The organism is Candidatus Synechococcus calcipolaris G9, assembly GCF_029582805.1.
GTDB lineage: Bacteria > Cyanobacteriota > Cyanobacteriia > Thermosynechococcales > Thermosynechococcaceae > Synechococcus_F > Synechococcus_F calcipolaris.
On sequence record NZ_JAKKUT010000002.1, the window covers coordinates 791,776 to 809,562 of the forward strand.

19 protein-coding genes are annotated in these 17,787 nt (G+C 53.0%); 9 read left to right on the forward strand and 10 right to left on the reverse strand.

What is annotated here, in order from left to right; genetic code table 11:
• Positions 1-143: 143 nt before the first annotated feature.
• The 5 genes from L3556_RS06585 to psb32 form a co-directional block, all read right to left on the reverse strand.
• Entirely contained in the window at positions 144-581 is a 438-nt protein-coding gene (locus tag L3556_RS06585; protein WP_277866507.1) for a peroxiredoxin, read from the reverse strand.
• Between the two features lie 45 nt (positions 582-626).
• Positions 627-1,622, reverse strand: a complete 996-nt coding sequence (locus L3556_RS06590; protein WP_277866508.1) for a glycosyltransferase family 4 protein — start codon at positions 1,620-1,622, stop codon at positions 627-629.
• A gap of 93 nt (positions 1,623-1,715) precedes the next feature.
• Positions 1,716-2,663 carry a F0F1 ATP synthase subunit gamma gene (locus tag L3556_RS06595; protein WP_277866509.1) on the reverse strand — a complete coding sequence of 316 codons (948 nt, stop codon included), beginning with the start codon at positions 2,661-2,663 and terminating at the stop codon, positions 1,716-1,718.
• A gap of 114 nt (positions 2,664-2,777) precedes the next feature.
• On the reverse strand, positions 2,778-3,521 hold the full coding sequence (locus L3556_RS06600) for a 2-phosphosulfolactate phosphatase family protein (RefSeq protein WP_277866510.1): 744 nt from the start codon (positions 3,519-3,521) through the stop codon (positions 2,778-2,780).
• Between the two features lie 32 nt (positions 3,522-3,553).
• A complete protein-coding gene (gene psb32, locus L3556_RS06605) occupies positions 3,554-4,189 on the reverse strand; it encodes a photosystem II repair protein Psb32 (RefSeq protein ID WP_277866511.1) in 636 nt (211 codons plus the stop codon).
• A 368-nt stretch (positions 4,190-4,557) separates the two neighbouring features.
• Here psb32 and L3556_RS06610 point away from each other — a divergent pair, with 368 nt between their 5' ends.
• The gene (locus L3556_RS06610; RefSeq protein WP_277866512.1) at positions 4,558-5,052 is read left to right on the forward strand and encodes a hypothetical protein; all 495 of its coding nucleotides are present in this window, start codon (positions 4,558-4,560) and stop codon (positions 5,050-5,052) included.
• 43 nt (positions 5,053-5,095) lie between these two features.
• Here the strand turns inward: L3556_RS06610 and L3556_RS06615 are convergent, their stop codons facing one another.
• Positions 5,096-5,914 (reverse strand): DNA-methyltransferase, encoded by an 819-nt coding sequence (locus tag L3556_RS06615; RefSeq protein WP_277866513.1) that lies wholly within the window; start codon positions 5,912-5,914, stop codon positions 5,096-5,098.
• A gap of 43 nt (positions 5,915-5,957) precedes the next feature.
• A complete protein-coding gene (locus L3556_RS06620; RefSeq protein ID WP_277866514.1) occupies positions 5,958-7,520 on the reverse strand; it encodes an ATP-dependent DNA helicase in 1,563 nt (520 codons plus the stop codon).
• A 178-nt stretch (positions 7,521-7,698) separates the two neighbouring features.
• Between L3556_RS06620 and L3556_RS06625 the strand changes: the two genes are divergently transcribed.
• The 8 genes from L3556_RS06625 (at position 7,699) to L3556_RS06660 (ending at position 13,648) form a co-directional block, all read left to right on the forward strand.
• Positions 7,699-8,109: a DUF3119 family protein gene (locus L3556_RS06625; protein ID WP_277866515.1), complete on the forward strand. Its 411-nt coding sequence runs from the start codon at positions 7,699-7,701 to the stop codon at positions 8,107-8,109.
• Positions 8,102-9,139, forward strand: a complete 1,038-nt coding sequence (locus tag L3556_RS06630) for a DUF3086 domain-containing protein (RefSeq protein WP_277866516.1) — start codon at positions 8,102-8,104, stop codon at positions 9,137-9,139. The genes L3556_RS06625 and L3556_RS06630 overlap by 8 nt, the downstream gene beginning before the upstream one ends.
• Before the next feature lie 22 nt (positions 9,140-9,161).
• Complete coding sequence (gene plsY / locus L3556_RS06635) at positions 9,162-9,794, forward strand: glycerol-3-phosphate 1-O-acyltransferase PlsY (protein WP_277866517.1); 633 nt, start codon at positions 9,162-9,164, stop codon at positions 9,792-9,794.
• Entirely contained in the window at positions 9,791-10,048 is a 258-nt protein-coding gene (locus L3556_RS06640) for a hypothetical protein (protein WP_277866518.1), read from the forward strand. Before plsY ends, L3556_RS06640 begins: the two co-directional genes overlap by 4 nt.
• Positions 10,049-10,111: 63 nt before the next feature.
• A complete protein-coding gene (locus L3556_RS06645; RefSeq protein WP_277866519.1) occupies positions 10,112-10,918 on the forward strand; it encodes a PspA/IM30 family protein in 807 nt (268 codons plus the stop codon).
• A gap of 16 nt (positions 10,919-10,934) precedes the next feature.
• A complete protein-coding gene (locus tag L3556_RS06650; RefSeq protein ID WP_277866520.1) occupies positions 10,935-11,390 on the forward strand; it encodes an NUDIX hydrolase in 456 nt (151 codons plus the stop codon).
• 52 nt (positions 11,391-11,442) lie between these two features.
• On the forward strand, positions 11,443-13,065 hold the full coding sequence (locus L3556_RS06655; protein WP_277866521.1) for a serine protease: 1,623 nt from the start codon (positions 11,443-11,445) through the stop codon (positions 13,063-13,065).
• 25 nt (positions 13,066-13,090) lie between these two features.
• Positions 13,091-13,648, forward strand: a complete 558-nt coding sequence (locus L3556_RS06660) for a Uma2 family endonuclease (RefSeq protein ID WP_277866522.1) — start codon at positions 13,091-13,093, stop codon at positions 13,646-13,648.
• 22 nt (positions 13,649-13,670) lie between these two features.
• Here the strand turns inward: L3556_RS06660 and L3556_RS06665 are convergent, their stop codons facing one another.
• The 3 genes from L3556_RS06665 to L3556_RS06675 form a co-directional block, all read right to left on the reverse strand.
• Positions 13,671-14,978, reverse strand: coding sequence for an efflux RND transporter periplasmic adaptor subunit (locus L3556_RS06665; RefSeq protein WP_277866523.1), 1,308 nt, complete (start codon positions 14,976-14,978; stop codon positions 13,671-13,673).
• An 86-nt stretch (positions 14,979-15,064) separates the two neighbouring features.
• The gene (locus L3556_RS06670) at positions 15,065-16,270 is read right to left on the reverse strand and encodes a DNA double-strand break repair nuclease NurA (RefSeq protein ID WP_277866524.1); all 1,206 of its coding nucleotides are present in this window, start codon (positions 16,268-16,270) and stop codon (positions 15,065-15,067) included.
• Between the two features lie 3 nt (positions 16,271-16,273).
• Complete coding sequence (locus L3556_RS06675) at positions 16,274-17,746, reverse strand: phosphoglucomutase/phosphomannomutase family protein (RefSeq protein ID WP_277866525.1); 1,473 nt, start codon at positions 17,744-17,746, stop codon at positions 16,274-16,276.
• Positions 17,747-17,787 lie beyond the last annotated feature (41 nt).

Consider the following 17,787-nt stretch of genomic DNA (forward strand, 5'->3'; position numbering starts at 1 on the left):
GGTGTTGTCAAGCAATGGCGGTCTAGTCTAACTCCGATATTATGTTATGGGGTTATCCTACAACTGTCTGATAACGACCGAATTGAGAGACTTTTACCGCAGCCAGGATCATGGAAGAGCCACAGCAACCTAAAATCCTGGTTCTAAAGTCCCAGGTCTGCCAAAATATCCGTGGCATGGGTATCGGTCTTGACACTGGTATAGACATGGCTAATCGTGCCAGAGCCATCAATGACATAGGTGACTCGTTTGGCATAGCCGCCACCATCAACGTCATAGGCCGTCATGATCGATTTATCCACATCGGCCAGAAGGGGAAAGGGAAGACTAAACTTCTCGGTAAAAGCTTGATGGGAGGACTCGTCATCACCACTCACCCCCAGAACCACAATATCCTTGCCCTGGTAAGCGGCATAGTTATCCCGAAAACTACAGGCTTCCTTTGTGCAGCCAGGGGTATCGTCCTTGGGGTAAAAGTATAAAATCACCGTCTTGCCCGCAAAATCAGCTAGGGAGACCGTCTGACCTTGGGTATCTTTGGTCGTAAAACTGGGGGCGGGAGTACCAACAGTTAATGCCATTAGGAGTTATCCTCTAGGTGTGATTTAATCGAATGTTTCTAATTGTTAAGATACCATTCCCTTGCGGTGAAGTATATCTAAGAGCCAGGTTTCGACCCGCTGCCCATAGACCTCTAGGCTGTATTCCGCTTCCGCTTGCTGACGACAGGCCCGGCGATCGATGGCATCGATGTTACCAATGGCTTGAATCAGTCCGGGGATAGAGTCCGGTTCTACCAGCCAGCCCGTTTTCCCATGGCGGACAATTTCCCTGGGGCCGCCCCGATGGTAGGCAATGACTGGGACACCACAGGCCAAGCTTTCAATTAATACATTCCCAAAGGCTTCGACCCAGCGGGAGGTGACCAGGAGGGCGCGGCACGTCCGCAGAATGGCCTGCATCTCTTGGGTGGGCAAAAATCCCAGGTATTCAATCGGTGCATCGGGAAAGTCCGCTTGGATTTGCTGCCAGTAGGCGACATCCTGCATTTGTCCCAAAATTTTCAGAGGGGTACGGGTTTGATTCACCGCTGCCACGGCATCCTCTAGGGCTTTTTCCGGGGCAATGCGACCCAGCCAACAGAGAGATTCTCCTGGTTCGAGACAAACCTCATAAAGAGATAAATCTAAGCCACTGCCTAAACAAACACAGCGATCGCCAAAGGGAAAGGTTTCCGCTTGGGTGCGGGTATAAACGCTAATGGTGCCAGGGAATTGGTCAATCACCGCTGAGATCGCCTGATCCATCACCTCAGACACCGATGCCATACTGACTAAATGGGCCACGGGGCGATCTAAAAACGGCGTGAGGTAAAAGGGCAACCAGTCATAGGCCACATTCACCACCAGGTCGAACCGATCCTGCATCTGCTGGGCTAACTGCCACATCCGCGCCAACACACTGCCCGCTGGCATAACAATGTCTTGATTCCGGCCTTGATGTTGGGCTGGAACCTGGACGGCCCCCTCAACTTGATGCAGGGGATAACCTAGGGGCAAGCTAGAGCCATGGGGCGCAATCACTTCAATGATATGCCCGCGATCGCCCAGGGTTTGGGCCATATTCAGTAGGGTTAGCTCGACACCACCCCCCTCCCCGGTGCCTAGGGGACCAACGGATGTGGAAACAAATAGAAGTTTCAGAGGGTCAACTCCCTACTCAAGGGCCTGGGCCCCGGCCACCACTTCCAGAATTTCCTGGGTAATTGCCGCTTGGCGGGCTTTATTATAGGACAGGGTCAGGGTTCCAATCAGCGTCACCGCATTATCACTGGCATTGTTCATGGCCGTCATCCGTGCCGCCAACTCAGAGGCTGCGGACTCTTGCAGGGCCCGTAACAGTTGATTATTCAAGTACAGGGGCAATAGGGCATCCAAAATCTGTACTGGATCCTGTTCAAAGATCATGTCCGTGGGCACAGGTTTAAGGGGCGCAGCGGATTTCTCCCGACTGACATCGAAGGTTCCACCACGGCTGGTGAGGCGGAAAATTTCATCATCAGGACTTTCTAAGCCTTGGGGATCCAAGGGTAATAGGGTTTGGACGACGGGGCGAGAGCTGATTAAGGAAACAAACTTGGTATAAACTAGCTCAACCCGATCCACCGTTTCCGAGAGAAAGAGGGACAGTAACTCATTGGCAATTTGTCCCGCTTCGCTGGCGGAGGGAATTTGATCCAGTCCAGTAAAAACGGCATCAATGGGCCGTTCCCGCCGTTGGAAATATTGAGCTGCCTTACGACCTACAATCACCAGGGTGTAATCAATGCCCTCTTTTTGTAATTCCTTGATCCGATCTTCCGAGCGGCGAATCACCGTGGAATTGTAGGCTCCACAGAGACCGCGATCGCCCGTGATAACTAATAGGGCAACTTTCTTAATGGGGCGTTTGGCCAAGAGAGGAAGATTGGCATCCTCAAACCGGAGGCGAGCTTGCAGACTGTATAGAACCTGGGCAAGGCGATCTGCAAAGGGACGGGTGGCAGTAACCTGTTCTTGGGCCCGACGCACCTTCGCAGCCGCCACTAGGCGCATGGCTTCCGTGATTTTGCGGGTATTTTTAACTGATTTAATGCGATCGCGAATGGCTTTTAAGTTGGCCACAGTGTTTACATCTCCTTAGCATATGCGTCCCATCCCAAATTTTAGCCCAGAGGGGATCATCTCAGTTAAAACGATTCAGTCAAACCGATCCTGAACGATCCTCCTGAACGACCCTTAATCCATGGCTGTTTTAACTAAAACTTTCGGCTCGGCCTGGATGGGTAAAACCGACAGAGTATCTATTTGGGCACAATACTTGAGGTCTGCATGATTACCCAAGTTCAACAGCCGTTGGCCATGGCTACATTGATGGAAAAGGGTTAACAAGTCGTCTTGGTAGTGATCATACAGGGCGATCGCGGCAATGGTTTCATCATTCCCTGCCAGAGTTTCGAGGGGCAATCCTAGGGATTGACTGAGGTAATGGGCGATCGCTCCGGCACAAACCGTATCTTCAAGGGAATAACTGCCTTGCCACCCCGACCCGACAATCCACACCGTTTCCAGTTGATGTTTCTGCAAATAGTCCCCCACCGTCGCCCGATTAATTAAGGCCGCAGCGAGTACCGTGGGGGCCCCTTGAATCCGTTCTAAGGCCCGGGTGCCATTGGTGGTACTCATAAATAGGCGGCAACCCTGAACCCTCTCAGGGTGACATTCCAAGGGAGAATTACCCAGATCAAAGCCCGCCACCGTTTGACCGCCCCGCTCTCCCACCCGAATCCGTTGATCGGCGGGCCAGTCATCACTCTCCTGGATGAGTTGCTCTAGGTCACTAAACACCTGCACCGCTTCTGCGCCAGCAGCCAAGGCTGCGGCAATTGTCGTCGTTGCCCGCAGGACATCAACGGCGATCGCACAATCAGGCAACCCATCGGAGGGGACTCGTTCTGGGGTGTGATAGGTGAAAACCTTCATTAATTTCCTTAAATTTGAGTAAATACCGTAATCTAGGATGAACCTTGGTAAAAATAGTACGTGATCATCGGAATCACCGTAGCCGCAATTAAGAGTACCACCACAATGATCGTGGCGGAGCGATCGTCGGTTTCATCCACACTTTTATAGGTCTTTTCAACGACCACATCCCGAATCAGCGGAGGCCCCGGATCTGGCTCTCCCCGTAGGACGGTTTCTAGGCGGGCACTGCCATCTAAGACCGCTTGATTATAGTTGCCATCCTTCAAGGGAATTCGCATGGTCTCTTGACTAATGCTAGTGGCGATCGCCTCAGGCAACCGCGCTTGTACCTGATCTCCCGCCACCAAGGCCGTTCCATTGGTGACCGTATCTAGCACCACCACCACTTGGTTGGTTTGATCCACCAGTTCCGGAAACCAGTGGGCAAATAGATCCGCCGCAAAACTCTCCGTTGTTTCACCGTAATCCAAGCGATGAATCGTTACAAAATGAACATTAACTCCGGTCTCTTGGGCTAAATCATCGAGGGATCGCCCCAATTTACCTTCATTTAAGGGACTAATCACATCCCCTTGATCCACAACCCAGAGCGGTTCCGCCGCAGATACCAGCGGAAGTTCATTCACCCCCGTGGCCAGGGCCGGAGAACTGAACAATAGTCCCAAAAGTAGAACTACAGCCCATAGATGCCCTAGCTTGCACCCATATTTCTTAAGCCCATATCTCTTAAATTGCCCCATCATTCGGTTGTTATCCGTTCCTCTCTAGGGCTATTTTCCCAGATTCTCCGTAAAATCCCTATATCTTTTTAAGCATAAAAATAATTCACCCTCAAGATTCAGTAATTTGGGGGATGTATCAATGATTACATTTAGGGAAAATATAACTATCAGTCATCTCTGGCATCGAGTCTGGGACAGTTTTCCATTCATTTTGGCTTAAAACGTTGGGTTCAATATTTCAAGTCAAATGTTTTTAAGTCAGATGTTATAGATGCGATTTTTGTGGGAATCCTAAGGGTAGTGACCAGCCAATGATAGACTTCCTCGAACAACTTAAATCCTATGCATTGCCCACACCAACGGCCCGAACCCCTGCGACTCAATCCAATTCCCCATTCACCCGATTGGAAGCAGGTGGACGGATCATCTGTGAGTATGGCGGTCTTCTCGCCGCCAACGGCACCCCGGGGCGTTATCTACTCCGCTGTGAACATCTGCGTTCCCTTCCCGGTGAGAAATTTCCGCCCTACCGCGTCGAACCCGACTTCACCCATCAGTTATGGATCTTTTCCCGCTCCCCAAAAAACGAGGCCCATCTGGACATTATTTTTCGGGCCCAATTCAATCTGGACTTACCTGGCCAAGATGGGGATCAGGTGGCCCTAGAGGTAACGGAGTTTTTAGCGTACTTGATGCAGCACGCCAGTGAGCCGGATGCCTTTGTGCCAGGAGAGGCGGCGGAGCAATTTTGGATTGAAGCGGTGGAAACCCATCTGGAAATGTCTGCCAGTCATTCAGGTATTTAGGCTACTTATTTAGTTTAGTCAAGTTTAATTTAGCCAAAGAACACTACCGCCGTGCCTGATTTAGGCGTTGGATGGACAGTTCCACGAAATTGGCATCCGCCTCACAGCCAATAAATCGCCGACCTAAGGATAATGAGGCAACACCGGTAGTCGCAGAACCCGCGAAGGGATCCAAGACGATATCTCCAGGGTGGGTACTCGCTCGCAGGCATCGATCAACTAGCTCTAGGGGCTTTTGGGTCGGGTGTTTGCCATGGGCCTTTTCCTTCTGTCTAGGGGTAGACATACGCCAGACATTTTTCATCTGTTTATCCCCGTTTTCAGCCTTCATATCCTGGTAATTAAAGGTATAGGATTCCTTTCCCTTGCGGGCCTTTGTTGCCCATAGGATTAACTCGGTGGCGTGGGTAAAGCAGCGACATCCTAGGTTGGGGGGCGGAGCGGTTTTTTCCCAGATAATGTCATTCAGGATCCGAAAACCAAGCTGTTGCATAGCAAAGCCAACGGAGGGATACACATGAAGGGTTCCCGTCACCCATATCGTTCCCGTGGGTTTGAGGAGACGATAGCAGGCGGCCAACCAGGCTTTATTAAAGGCATGATCCATCTCTACCCCTTGACTGCGATCCCATTCCCCTTTGTTGACCTTGACCATTCGGCCAGCAACACAGGTGAAGCCATCATTGGAGAGGTTATAGGGGGGATCGGTCCAAATGCAATCAATGGTAGCGGCGGGGAGAGCGGCCATCAATTCTAGGCTATTACCGTGGTAGAGTCGGGATTCCCCATCCGCCGATGTCCATACAAGTTCTGGGCTGGTTTGGTTAAGGTTTAGCTCTGAGGTCATCGGAAGGGCTGTCAAAAATGGTATCGAGGATGGTATTAAAAAAATCACCAGAAAGAGACTAACAGAAGGAGAGGTGAAGATGCTCTTTCAGATATTGCTCACTAATGCGTTCATAGGGACTAAATATCGTTAGAATATCTTTCCCATAACTCCGACGAGTGACGCGGCTATCAAATAAGGCCACCAGGGTTCCCCCTTGTCGAACTGGGGCGATCGCCCGTTCTAGGCGATTGAGGCACTCAGGCAAAAGATATTGGCGGAACCAGTCTTGTTTTTGTTGTTTATGAAATTCAATTTGGGCCGCCACTAGGGGGTCTTCCGGGGAGGGAATGGGGAGGGTTGCCAAGGCCAACAGGGCCGGACAGGGGATCTGACGGGCATGGCGAATCCAAAAGGATGTGCGACAAATCAAGATGGTCGGGGTCAAAATAGTCGGGGAACTTGCCTGAATATGACTGGCGGGGGCGATCGCTAGACGCTCAATCTGGACACGGGAACCAAATTCGGCGGCAAGCACCGTTCCCAGCTGATCCCGGAGGGGCATATCTTCGACAAGAATGACGGCCGGCCCCTCCAGGTGAGAAACATGGCTGAGGAGTTCGGAGAGGGCCCGTTGCAACGCGGGTTGAAATTCCGGCGTATTGGGCAAGGGAAGATGCTCGGCTAAGTAAAATTGGATGGCTTCGGTATGGCGATCGGGGGCAAATTTAACCGTCGTCATCGTGGGGAGGCCCAACCGCTGATGGAATAGGGGAGCCTGGGCCGTTGCTTCAATGGTTCCGCCAATAAAGACGGTGGGCTGGCGTTGCCAGAGGGGTTCTAAGGTGGGGGCGAGGGGAATGGGGGCGGCGTGGAGGCTGATATGCCCCTGCTGGGGATCCACTTGGCCCCAGGTCACGCTCTCGTCATGGTCTAAAAGATGAAAAAAGCTGTCCCAGGGGCTAGGAAGAGGGTGGCGGGTGGACTGGAGCTGGCCCCCAAGGTGTTGCAGGAGCGATCGCTCGTCGTCTGTCAAAAGGTACCGCTGATCCGGGTTTATGGGTCGCTGAAATAGACGATGGGCCAAGCGGGCGCGAAAATCGCGAATCAAGTCTAGGGCCATGGGATAGGCTAATTTCAAAGATTCCCAGGCTTGGGTATCAATGGTTTGGGTTAACTGTTGCCGACTTTCTGGCTCTAAATGTTCTAGTCCATCCACAAGGGTGACGATTCCCGCCGGAAATCCTTGGCGTTGGTTGATGTAATCCTGGAGCCAGTGGTCTTGGCTCACTAAAAATAAACCCTTGAAGGAGTCTTGGGGCCAGCGATCGCCCGTTTGTACTGGTTTGGTGCCGTCTAGAAACGTCAAGAGTCGGGGAATATCATGGTGGAGTAATTGGGGATGCACTTCCTCAGGGGCCACTAAAATCACCGGTTCCGGGAAAAGGAGGAGGGGCAGTAAATAACTTAGCTGATAGCGTCGCTGAAAAACCGCACTGCCACTGATCTGGAGAAAACAACCGCGATGCAGACGCAATGCCCGGGCCACCAAACGGGCCAGGGTTAAATGATGGGGCCAGGTTATCTCCGCACTCGATCGCAGGAATAACCGTAGCTGGGCGTGGACATCGGCTTCGATCACAGGTTTCAGGGGAGTGAATTTGACCTTTATTCTGACACGTTGCTTCCAACCTAGGGTAAGGGCAGCGACGGTGACAATCCGGTTAACAAGTTCAAAACAGGTTCAAAAGTTGAAGCAGGCAGCCTAGAATAGACCTAACCTAACCTCACTAACATTCCCATTTCTAGGCATCCCCCCGATGACGACTAACCTGACCCCACCCCTTGAAACCGTTCGTTTAGCTCCTAGTTTTCGCATCCCCCTGGGGTTGGCGATCGCCAGTGTGCCTCTGGTCTGGTTCAATGTTTGGTTAGGGCTACCGATTTTTTTGTTTAGTGTGTTTTTAGGCATCCAAGCGGCTACCCTTCGCCTAGAATTTACGGCCACTGATCTAGATGTCTATCGGGGTTCAACCCAAATTCGCCAATTTCCCTACCGGCAATGGCAGCATTGGCAGATTTTTTGGACAGCCGTGCCCATCTTGTTCTATTTTCGGGAAGTGAACAGTATCCATTTCCTGCCGATCCTCTTTGATCCGGTTCAGTTATTGAGCTGTTTGCAGGAACGCTGCCCCCGCACTCTTTTTGTATCGAATCCTAACAATGACTGAAGACAACGCTGCGATTGAACCATCCCAACCCGCCACCGATCTGGAATCTCCATCGGAGACGGTACTGGAGACATTACCGGAGACATCGCCAACGGAGAACCTACAGGGGGCGATCGCCCAGCTTGAAGCCACTAAGGCTCAGCTTGAGCAGGAAATTAGCCATCTCAATCATCACATTAAGAACCTGTGCCTAGACAGCCTAAAAGACCTAGAAGACCGTCGCCAAAATCTGCAACTGAGTATTGAGCAGCTAGAGCGTCGCCAAGAACGGATTAAGGCAGAGCTGCGGCAAAATTTTGTCGGGGCCTCCCAAGAATTGGCCATCCGGGTGCAGGGATTCAAGGAGTTTTTAGTCAACAGTATGCAAGACCTCGTTGTCACCGTTGAAGAACTCGACCTGCTGCCCGCCGCCCCACCCACCCCCGAACCGGCCCCCGCCGCCGCCACAACGACTACCACACCCAAGTTAAATTTATCCGAAGATAGCTTTCAGGAAGAGGCTAAACGGATCAAGCGGCTACTGGAGCAATACCGAGCAACACCCAACTACTACGGCCCGCCCTGGCAACTGCGGCGCACCTTTGAACCCATCCACAGTGAACGGGTGGAAACCTGGTTTTTTGATCTGGGGGGGCGGGGTGCCCTGAGATCCCTCAATAGTCGGCTGCAAAATATTCTTGTGTCTTCTGCCATTATTTCAATTTTGCGGGACTTTTATGGGGATATGCTGCGGGTACTCATCCTCGCAGATTCCCCGGAACGCTTAGGGGACTGGCGGCGCGGACTCCAAGACTGTCTGGGGATTGCCCGTGCCGATTTTGGCCCCGATCGCGGCATTGCCCTCTTTGAATCCGCCGATGCCCTCACCTTCCGCGCCGATCGCCTTGAACAGGAAGACTACCTACCCTTAATTTTGATTGATGACTCCCAGGAAAGCGTCAGTCTGTCCATGCTCCAGTATCCCCTCCTCCTGGGATTTGCCCCAGACCCCCAATTGCGTCAAGCCAAAAGTAATGATTTCTTTGAGTAGCATCTTGGTGAAATAAGCGGCCATGGCTCCCCCCCTTTTGATTGGTATTGCCCTTCTCCTAAGTTATCTATTGGGTTCTCTGCCCACCGGCTATCTCCTGGGTCGCTGGTTGCGAGGCATTGATATTCGTGACCATGGCTCCGGCTCCACTGGGGCCACCAATGTCCTGCGGGTGATTGGCAAGGGGCCGGGACTGATCACGTTTGTTGTGGATGTGGCCAAGGGAACTGCCGCCGTTCTTTTAGTCGCCCTAGGGTTCGGCCAACCTTGGGGAGCCACCATTCCCCCATCCTGGCAGGCCTGGATCTTGCTAGGGGCGGCCCTGATGGCAATTTTGGGTCATAGTAAACCGGTGTGGCTCCGTTTTCGCGGCGGAAAGTCCGTGGCAACGGGGTTAGGAGTCTTGCTGGCCCTCCACTGGCCCACGGCCCTGGCAACCTTTGGGGTTTTTCTGGTGGTGTTAGCCCTGACCCGCATTGTTTCCCTTGGCTCTATTTTGGCGGCCATTTCCCTGCCCCTCTGGTTTTGGCTCTTTGACCAAGCCTGGCCCTACATTGGTTTTGGCATCGTCGCCGCCGTTATGATTGTCTGGCGGCATCAATCCAATATTCAGCGACTCATGGCAGGAACCGAACCTCGCCTTGGCAGTACATGAATCCCTTTTCCGCCGTTCCCCCCGATTGGACAAACCGATCTCGCCATGCCAAGGGCTTTGCCTGCCCCAGTTGTGGTGGCTCAAGTCACATTGCCACGGATGTTTGGATTAATCGGCGATCGCCGGTCTATACGGAACTCCATCAGCGCAAATGGCAGGAGTTTTATGCCTGTGAATGTGGCTGTGCCTGGTGGGCCTGGAGTAGCGATCGCCCCCGCCAGTTTCCTGCGGATCCGCCAAATATCACCTCCTAGTCCGATCAGGAGAATTTGGGATACAGTAGAGGCAGTGCTTATTAACCAAGAGGTGACTGCTCTATGGGGTTATTTGATCGAGTCAGCCGTGTTGTACGTGCCAATCTCAATGCCGTCGTCAGTTCGGCAGAAGACCCAGAAAAAATTCTTGAGCAAACCGTCATCGATATGCAGGAAGACCTGGTACAGATGCGGCAAGCGGTAGCCCAGGCGATCGCCTCTCAAAAACGTCTAGAACAACAATATCGCCAAAATCAACAGCAGGCAACGGAATGGGAACGGCGGGCTAAGTTGGCCCTGACCAAAGGGGACGAATCCCTGGCCATGGAAGCCCTGAATCGGAAAAAGACCGCCGCCGAGACCGCCATGGCTCTCAAGACTCAACTTGATCAAACGGACGGCCAAGTCAAGGCCCTCAAAAGTAACATGACCGCCCTAGAGAGCAAAATTGCTGAAGCCAAGACCAAGAAGGAAATGTTAACGGCCCGGGCCCGCGCCGCCAAAGCCAGTGAGCAGATCCACCAGGCCGTCAGTAAAGTGGGTACTTCCAGTTCTATGGCTGCCTTTGATCGCATGGAAGATAAGGTAATGCAATTAGAGGCTCGCTCCGAGGCGATCGCAGAATTGAGTACCGATTCCCTAGAGTCCCAATTTGCCCAACTGGAAGCAGGGAGTGATGTTGCCTTTCAGCTAGAAGCACTCAAAGACGAGATAGAGCGTGAAAAGATAGGGCAAGCCAGTGGCCCTGCCGGAGCCTTGCCGCCCAGTAGCTCTACCTCCGATGATAGTGTCATGGATGCCCAGGTGGTGGATTCTTCGCCCATTGATCCTGAATTACAACGACTAAGAGAGCAGTTAGAAAATAGTTAATATTAACTAGCCACCAGTGGGTCAACTCCTCCGCCTTGGCAAATTCCTGTTGGGATTTATACTGCGTCATCCCATTACCGCCGTTTCGGTCATTGCCCGCCAAACCGATGGCACCATTGTCCTTGTCCAACGCCAAGATAATCATCAGTGGTCCCTGCCCGGTGGCGTGATTGATTGGGGCGAAACCGTCGAAGCGGCCGCCCGGCGAGAATTACGGGAGGAAACAGGCCTGGAATGGCAAAAGTTGGATCGCCTAGTGGGCATTTATTCCCAGATGAATCGAGACCCCCGCGCCCACTCCATTTGCATTGCCCTGGCTATCCAGGTAACCGGAACAGTGGCGATCGCCGATCCCCAGGAAATCCGTGATATTCGGGCCTACCCCCCAGAGCAGATTCCCCTGGGAGATCTCGCCCACGATCATCGTCAACAGTTGGAAGATTATTTTTCGGGAAGATTGATATTAAACTAGGGGTATTCCCCTAGCAACATTGAGCTAGGCTTGAATCAGGTTTGGTTGACCTATGGCACCACGTTTTTGGCAATCGATTTATTCCCTTCCCCTCCTCTGCTCCATAATCCTGGGGGGAAGTACGGTGATCCTGCGGGAGCCAATTCCCGTCCAGGCCGCCTCCGTGACCGAGATCGCCCGCACCGCCAAGACGATTACGGTTCTCATTGAGGGGGGCAGCGGCCATGGCTCCGGCATTTTACTGCAACGGAATAGCACCACCTACACCATTTTGACCGCCCGCCATGTGGTTGAAAAGCCCGGCCAGTACCATGTTTCCACCGCCGATGGCCAACGCTACAGTTTGATTACCGCCTCTATTAAGCCCTTGCCGGGGGTAGACTTAGCCACCGTAGAATTCCAAAGTAACCGCGACTATCCCCTTGCCCAGTTGGGAAACTCCAATGATGTGGTAGAAGGAATGCCCGTCTATGTGGCCGGCTTTCCTGCCCAAGGTTCCTCGGTTCTAGGAGGCATCTATCAGTTCACGGAAGGACGCTTAACCGCCAACGCCTCCCGCCCCATAGAAGATGGCTATGCTCTGGTTTATACCAATGCCACGTTGCCCGGAATGAGTGGGGGCCCGGTGCTGGATGAAAAGGGTCAGTTGGTGGGGGTGCATGGCAGCGCGGATGTGGCCTCTACCCTGATGCAGGAGGGGAGTAGCTCCAGTAATGTCTTTGTGAAGCGGGGCTTTAATTTAGGCATTCCCATCAATACCTACCTAAGTTTAGCTCCCCAAGACCCAGGGTTGCCCGTTGTTCACCAACTCCGTATTGACCCTGCTGATGCACCCATCACCCTCAAGCCTGCGGACTACTTCCTCGAGGCGGAAGGTAAATTTCAGAAACAGGACTACGCCGGGGCGATCTCCGCCTACGGTAAAGCCATTGAACTCAATCCCAACTATTCTGAGGCCTATCTGGGCCGGGCCGTTGCCCAACTTTTCCAACTGGTACCCGATGAAAACTTTTCCGCCCTAGGGGAAGAATTAGGGGTCAAACATCTACACCGTCTCACCCAGGGGAATCCACTCCTCAAGGATGCCTTTCCCGCCAATCCCCCCTCCCCCTTACTCAATCATTTCCTGACTGCCTTCCGTGCCAATCCAGGAACCTTGCAAAGTGATCTAGCCCAGGCGATCGCCCTGAATCCAAGCTATGCAGAAGCCTACGGCGTGAGTAGTTTCTTTAACTTAATTTTGGGGAACTTTGGCTCAGCGGTGAGTGATATTGATTCCGGGTTAGCCCTGGATCCAAATAATATGGATTTGCACGTCATTCGGGGTTTGGCTCTATTTTTGGGGGGTGAGTTCCGCCAGAGTCTTTCGGCCTTTGATCGCTTAAGCCAAGATGATCCCAATAATACCGATTACCACTTGCTGCGGGGACTAGCGGCCTTTTTAATTGCCGATTATGATGCCAGCCGCAGCAGTTGGGGAGAATTAATTCGGATTAATCCCCAAGAGGCCCTGCCCTATTCCGTTCGGGCGATTACCTATATTTTGGAAGAGAATTTTAATGCGGCCATTCCCGATCTGCAAACCGCCGCCCAAATTTTCCGCAGTGAAGGGGATATAGCATCCTATCAAGATATTGCCGATATTCTCAGGGAACTAGGAGTCAACACTCCCTAGAGCAGCTTCCCTTCAAGGAAACGCCATGATTGCCATCCCCCATTACATCAGCCCCCAAGATTACCTTGCGATCGAACGCAATAACCCCATTCGCCACGAATATCGCCGGGGTCTGGTCTACGCCATGGCATACGATACCGACAATCATAATCGCATCGCATTAAATCTGCTGAAATTGATTGATGATCACTTTGGTGATCCGTCAACCTGTCGCTTCTACTCCGGGAACGTCAAAATCAACTACCAAGATGAGTTTTATTACTACCCCGATGCCTTTGTCACCTGTGACCCCCGCGATCGCCATGACCGCTACATCAAGCGATATCCCAAGCTCATTGTAGAGGTACTCTCAACCAGTACCCAAGTCTTTGATTCAGGGGAAAAATTTACAGATTACCAACAACTCACTTCCCTAGAGGAATATGTTCTCATCTCCCAGGATCGTCAGTGGGTGGAATGTCGCCGCCGCAGTGCTCCAGATACCTGGGAGATAACCGTCTATAACATGGGCGATCGAGTCACACTCCACAACATTGACCTGGAATTTGCCATAAGTGAACTCTATCGCGGTCTTGACGGCTGAGGCCGATGCTCTTTAGAGTAGATTAACTTTCCGAGAGAATACTGGGGCGAATGGTATCACCGTCTTTTAGGGGGCGACTGGTGCGTACCACATACCGCTCTCCTGGATTCAAACCAGAAATAATTTCAATGCGACCACTGCGGCGATCGCCCAATTCCACGGCCCGCTCTTCCACCTGATCACCTGAGACAACAAAGACGGTACCTTGGCGGGTAGACAGACGACCTTCATCCTCTCCCCCTAGGGCAGATTGGGGAATAACCAAGCGATCGCTGGCGGGACGCTGAAATTTTACCCGGGCCAGCAACCCACTCCCCAACTGACCATTGGGATTGGCCATGACCAGTTCCACCGGGACGAGGCGGGCATCGGCGGCGGCGGGAGAAATGCGGCTCACTTGGGCGGTTAAGCTACGGCCAGGACTGGCATCGAACTGGATACTGGCGGTCTGTCCGGGTTCAATACCCCCTAAGTCTTTTTCCGATAGTTCAACGATGATTTTGAGTTGGCTTAAATCCCCGAGGCGCAACACATCATCACCGGTTTGGACTAAATTGCCGGTTTCCGTGAATCGCTCTAGTACCACGCCCGTTAGGGGGGCACGAATCACCGCATACTCTAGGCGGGCCCGAGCCTGCTGAACCAAGGCAGCTTGGGCTTGAACTCGACCTTGGGCCACGGCAACCCCCTGCTGGGCCGTACTCACTTGGGCCTGGGTGGACTGGAGAACTTGGCGAGCGGTGCGGGCTGCGGTGCGGGCCTGTTCTGCTGCTTGGGCCGCGATCGCCCCATCGGCAAGCAAGGATTCTAGGCGTTGGGCATCACTTTCCGCCTGCTGAAGATTCAAACGAGCTTCTTCCACGGCAGTACGGGCCGTATTTACTTGGCTTTGGGCCTGGACGACTTCACTGCGGCGGGCGGCCAATTCGGATTCCGCTTGGATTAGATCTGTTCGCAATACCACGGGATCCACCTGGCCCAAAATTTGCCCTTGGGCGATCTCATCTCCTACATCTACCCCAAGGCTGAGGATCTGCCCCTCTACTTGGGAACGGATCACCACATCCCGTCCGGGCCGAGTCGTGCCGGTATAGGTGGTCGCCGTATCCAATGGACTTAGTTCAGCGATGGCCACATCCACGGCAACGCCCTCTGTCCCACGGGCAACAGCCATGGTATTGGGATTCATCGAATTATTGGAGGATTGGCAACTACTGATCAGGGTTGATGTCCCTAAGAGCAGAGCTAAAACCAGAAAACTGCCGCCGGAGCGAACCCTGTTTTGTCTTGAATTTTGTAGACTTAAGTTTCTCTGTATCAAATGGAGCATATCTCCCCCTAAATTGCGTCATCGTCAAACCAAATCTTCAGAGGTTTCCTCTCTATTACTCCCCTTGTATCATTTCCTTCTCTCCCTTAGCGGCGGCGTTGCTTACTCACCCATTTGCGGCTAAAGTTCACCTGGAGTTGGTTTTGTCCGGCCCAATCCTGAAAGAGTTTGAGGAAGGCCTGGCGATCGCCCCCTTGGAGAACGGCGGTTTGATCGGCGGCCTCAATGGCATAGGGATAGCCCTGGCCGATCATAATCTCTGCCCGAATCCAATCAATCACCCGCTCCAACCAACCCATTTCGTAGATCCACACGGGAATTTCGAGGCGGACAGGGTAGCCTTGATGGGCCTTCAGGTAACAAAATCCAATCTGCCGGCCCCAATCGCCGTAGTCGGCCAAGATGCCTGGAGAACCCTCCTTGCCGCCGCGATCGCAGTAGAACAGGGGGGTGCGATCGCCCCATTCTTTTAATCCTGCCAATAGGTGAATATCAAAAATTTGGTTGGTGGCGGGAAGCTCCCCTAGGTGATGTAAAAGGGTAACTAAATCCCGAGCTTGGGACTGATCAATGTAGGACACCAAGGGAACCTGGCTTTGGCGGCTGGTGGTGAGGGTATGGCACAGGGCATGAATATACTGACTCTGAAAGGGGCGATCGTAGGATTCGGCAAAGGTGGCCACTAAGGAGCCATCAAAAAATACACAGCAATCAGAGCAATGGTGATACTGCTGCAAATGGTCGCGAATACAACTGAGTTCCAGTTGAAACCGGCGCAGGTGAATCCATCGTTCCTTAAAGCGGGCGGGCTGATCTTTACCGTACTGTTGGCGGGCTGCCTGGAGTTCGGCGGGGGTAATCAGTTCCAGCTTTACATCTTTAACGTAGGGCCGCTCAGGATTGTGGGGATTGGTAAACCAGCCCACCTGCACCACACCCACGGGAATTGAAATATCATCGGAGGGAACAATTTGAGAACCGTCCACGGCAATGGTGGTCACATTAGCGAGGCGATCTCGGCTCCAGGTCTTACTCGCTTCTCGATTCTGCCACTGCTGGCTAAAGGGGATAGTCCAGCCCTGACTGGGTTGCCATGGTTCTAGAGGTCGCGCTCCTAGCCATGCCGGGCCGGAGGGTAAGCGTTCTGTTAGCTCCGCCGGACTTAAACTGGATTGGCTCTCTAAGGCGTGAAGATAACCTTGGCGAAGCCGAAAAACTGCCTGATCGTACTGGCGAAAATCATCTCGCTTCGCCTGCAATTGCTCCATGACCTGTTGGGGCTTAAAGGGCATGTCTTAAATTGCCTCGGCCCAATTTTTCCCCCAGGTGAGGGTTTGGTCAACCAGTTCCGCAGTGGGGGCTTCACAGTATATCCGCAATAACGGCTCGGTGCCACTAAAGCGAATGAGTAACCAGCCGCGATCGCCGAGGTAAAATTTATACCCGTCAAAGGTCTGACAATCCTGGACAGTCGTGCCGAGAATAGCGTCCGGGGGTTCCGTTGCTAGCGATCGCTCTAACCGGCCCTTCACCTCTAGGCTGGCCAGGGGCAAATCCACCCGGCCATAATGGGCCGTAAACTTAGTTTTTTCCTGGATCATTTGATAATACTCAGACAAACTATGGCCAGATTTAACTAGGGCCTCTAAAAGGTATAGACCGGATAGAAGAGCATCCCGTTCCGGAATATGATTGCCGTAGCCAATGCCACCAGATTCCTCGCCCCCCAATAAGACCGGATCCCCCACCATCATGCGATCGCCAATGTGCTTAAAGCCAATGGGGGTTTCAATGACCGGTAAGTGGTGTAGGGCCGCGATTTTGCCAATCAAACTGGAGGCACTCAGGGATTTAATCACCATGCCCCGTTGATTGTGTTCCTGGACTAAATGATCAATGAGGATTGGAATCAATTCCTGGGCCGTAAATAGCTGCCCCTGGCCGTCAATGGCAGAAATGCGATCGCCATCCCCATCAAAAACCAGGCAAATGGTCTGGCCCGCAAAGCCCTGGCCCGCCGTCCGCAGAATGTCTTGGCTTTTAGCTAAATAGCGGCCAATGGGTTCGGGCGCACCCCCAGCAAATAGGGGATCCCGGTTGGCATTCAATTCCTGGATGGGACAGTCTAATAATCGCCCTAAGCCACTCTGGGCAGCCCCATGCATTACGTCTGCGTAAACCTGTAACTGGCCGCTGGCGATCGCCCCTTGAATTGCTCCTAAATCCACCTTTTGCTTGAGGGCCTTGCAGTAGCCGCGCCAGGGATCAAAGGTTTCACAGAAACCAGAGGTTTGTCTGGATGTGCCCCGTTCCAGTTGCTCTAAGGGGCCATTGGCTAGGGCCTCAATGTCTTGAGTCACGGCCGCGCCAACGGACCCACCAAAGGCTCCCTTCACCTTCAAGCCAGAATAGATACCGGGGTTATGACTGGCGGTGATCACGAGGGATCCTAGGGCCTGGTATTCCGTTGCTGCCCAACTCAGGGCAGGGGTGGGGGCCGGCCCTTGGGCTAAAAAAACATCAAACCCTTGGGCCTCCAACGTATGGGCGACGGCCTGGGCAAATTCTTCGGCTAAAAACCGGAGATCGAAGCCCACCATGATCCGGCGTGGCTGACCCGGTATCCCATAGGTGGCCTCAAGAACCTGGGCCGCCGCTTGGGCCCCACGAATCAATCTTGGAAAGGTAAACTCGGCCCCAATCACGCCCCGCCAGCCATCGGTGCCAAAGCGAATGGGGCTGTTTTCATGAATTCCCTGCCAGAACATTTACTGCCTCCTGACGGCCCATAGCTCTCCCCGATCAGCGT

What these genes read in the sequence shown, in the direction of transcription:
- L3556_RS06645 (WP_277866519.1), top strand. Translation starts at nt 10,112, where the DNA reads ATGGGGTTATTTGATCGAGTCAGCCGTGTTGTACGTGCCAATCTCAAT.
- L3556_RS06670 (WP_277866524.1), bottom strand. Translation starts at nt 16,270, where the DNA reads ATGCCCTTTAAGCCCCAACAGGTCATGGAGCAATTGCAGGCGAAGCGA.
- L3556_RS06675 (WP_277866525.1), bottom strand. Translation starts at nt 17,746, where the DNA reads ATGTTCTGGCAGGGAATTCATGAAAACAGCCCCATTCGCTTTGGCACC.
- L3556_RS06590 (WP_277866508.1), bottom strand. Translation starts at nt 1,622, where the DNA reads ATGGCCCAAACCCTGGGCGATCGCGGGCATATCATTGAAGTGATTGCG.
- L3556_RS06660 (WP_277866522.1), top strand. Translation starts at nt 13,091, where the DNA reads ATGATTGCCATCCCCCATTACATCAGCCCCCAAGATTACCTTGCGATC.
- L3556_RS06625 (WP_277866515.1), top strand. Translation starts at nt 7,699, where the DNA reads ATGACGACTAACCTGACCCCACCCCTTGAAACCGTTCGTTTAGCTCCT.
- L3556_RS06600 (WP_277866510.1), bottom strand. Translation starts at nt 3,521, where the DNA reads ATGAAGGTTTTCACCTATCACACCCCAGAACGAGTCCCCTCCGATGGG.
- L3556_RS06665 (WP_277866523.1), bottom strand. Translation starts at nt 14,978, where the DNA reads ATGCTCCATTTGATACAGAGAAACTTAAGTCTACAAAATTCAAGACAA.
- L3556_RS06585 (WP_277866507.1), bottom strand. Translation starts at nt 581, where the DNA reads ATGGCATTAACTGTTGGTACTCCCGCCCCCAGTTTTACGACCAAAGAT.
- L3556_RS06610 (WP_277866512.1), top strand. Translation starts at nt 4,558, where the DNA reads ATGATAGACTTCCTCGAACAACTTAAATCCTATGCATTGCCCACACCA.
- L3556_RS06640 (WP_277866518.1), top strand. Translation starts at nt 9,791, where the DNA reads ATGAATCCCTTTTCCGCCGTTCCCCCCGATTGGACAAACCGATCTCGC.
- L3556_RS06655 (WP_277866521.1), top strand. Translation starts at nt 11,443, where the DNA reads ATGGCACCACGTTTTTGGCAATCGATTTATTCCCTTCCCCTCCTCTGC.
- L3556_RS06630 (WP_277866516.1), top strand. Translation starts at nt 8,102, where the DNA reads ATGACTGAAGACAACGCTGCGATTGAACCATCCCAACCCGCCACCGAT.
- plsY (WP_277866517.1), top strand. Translation starts at nt 9,162, where the DNA reads ATGGCTCCCCCCCTTTTGATTGGTATTGCCCTTCTCCTAAGTTATCTA.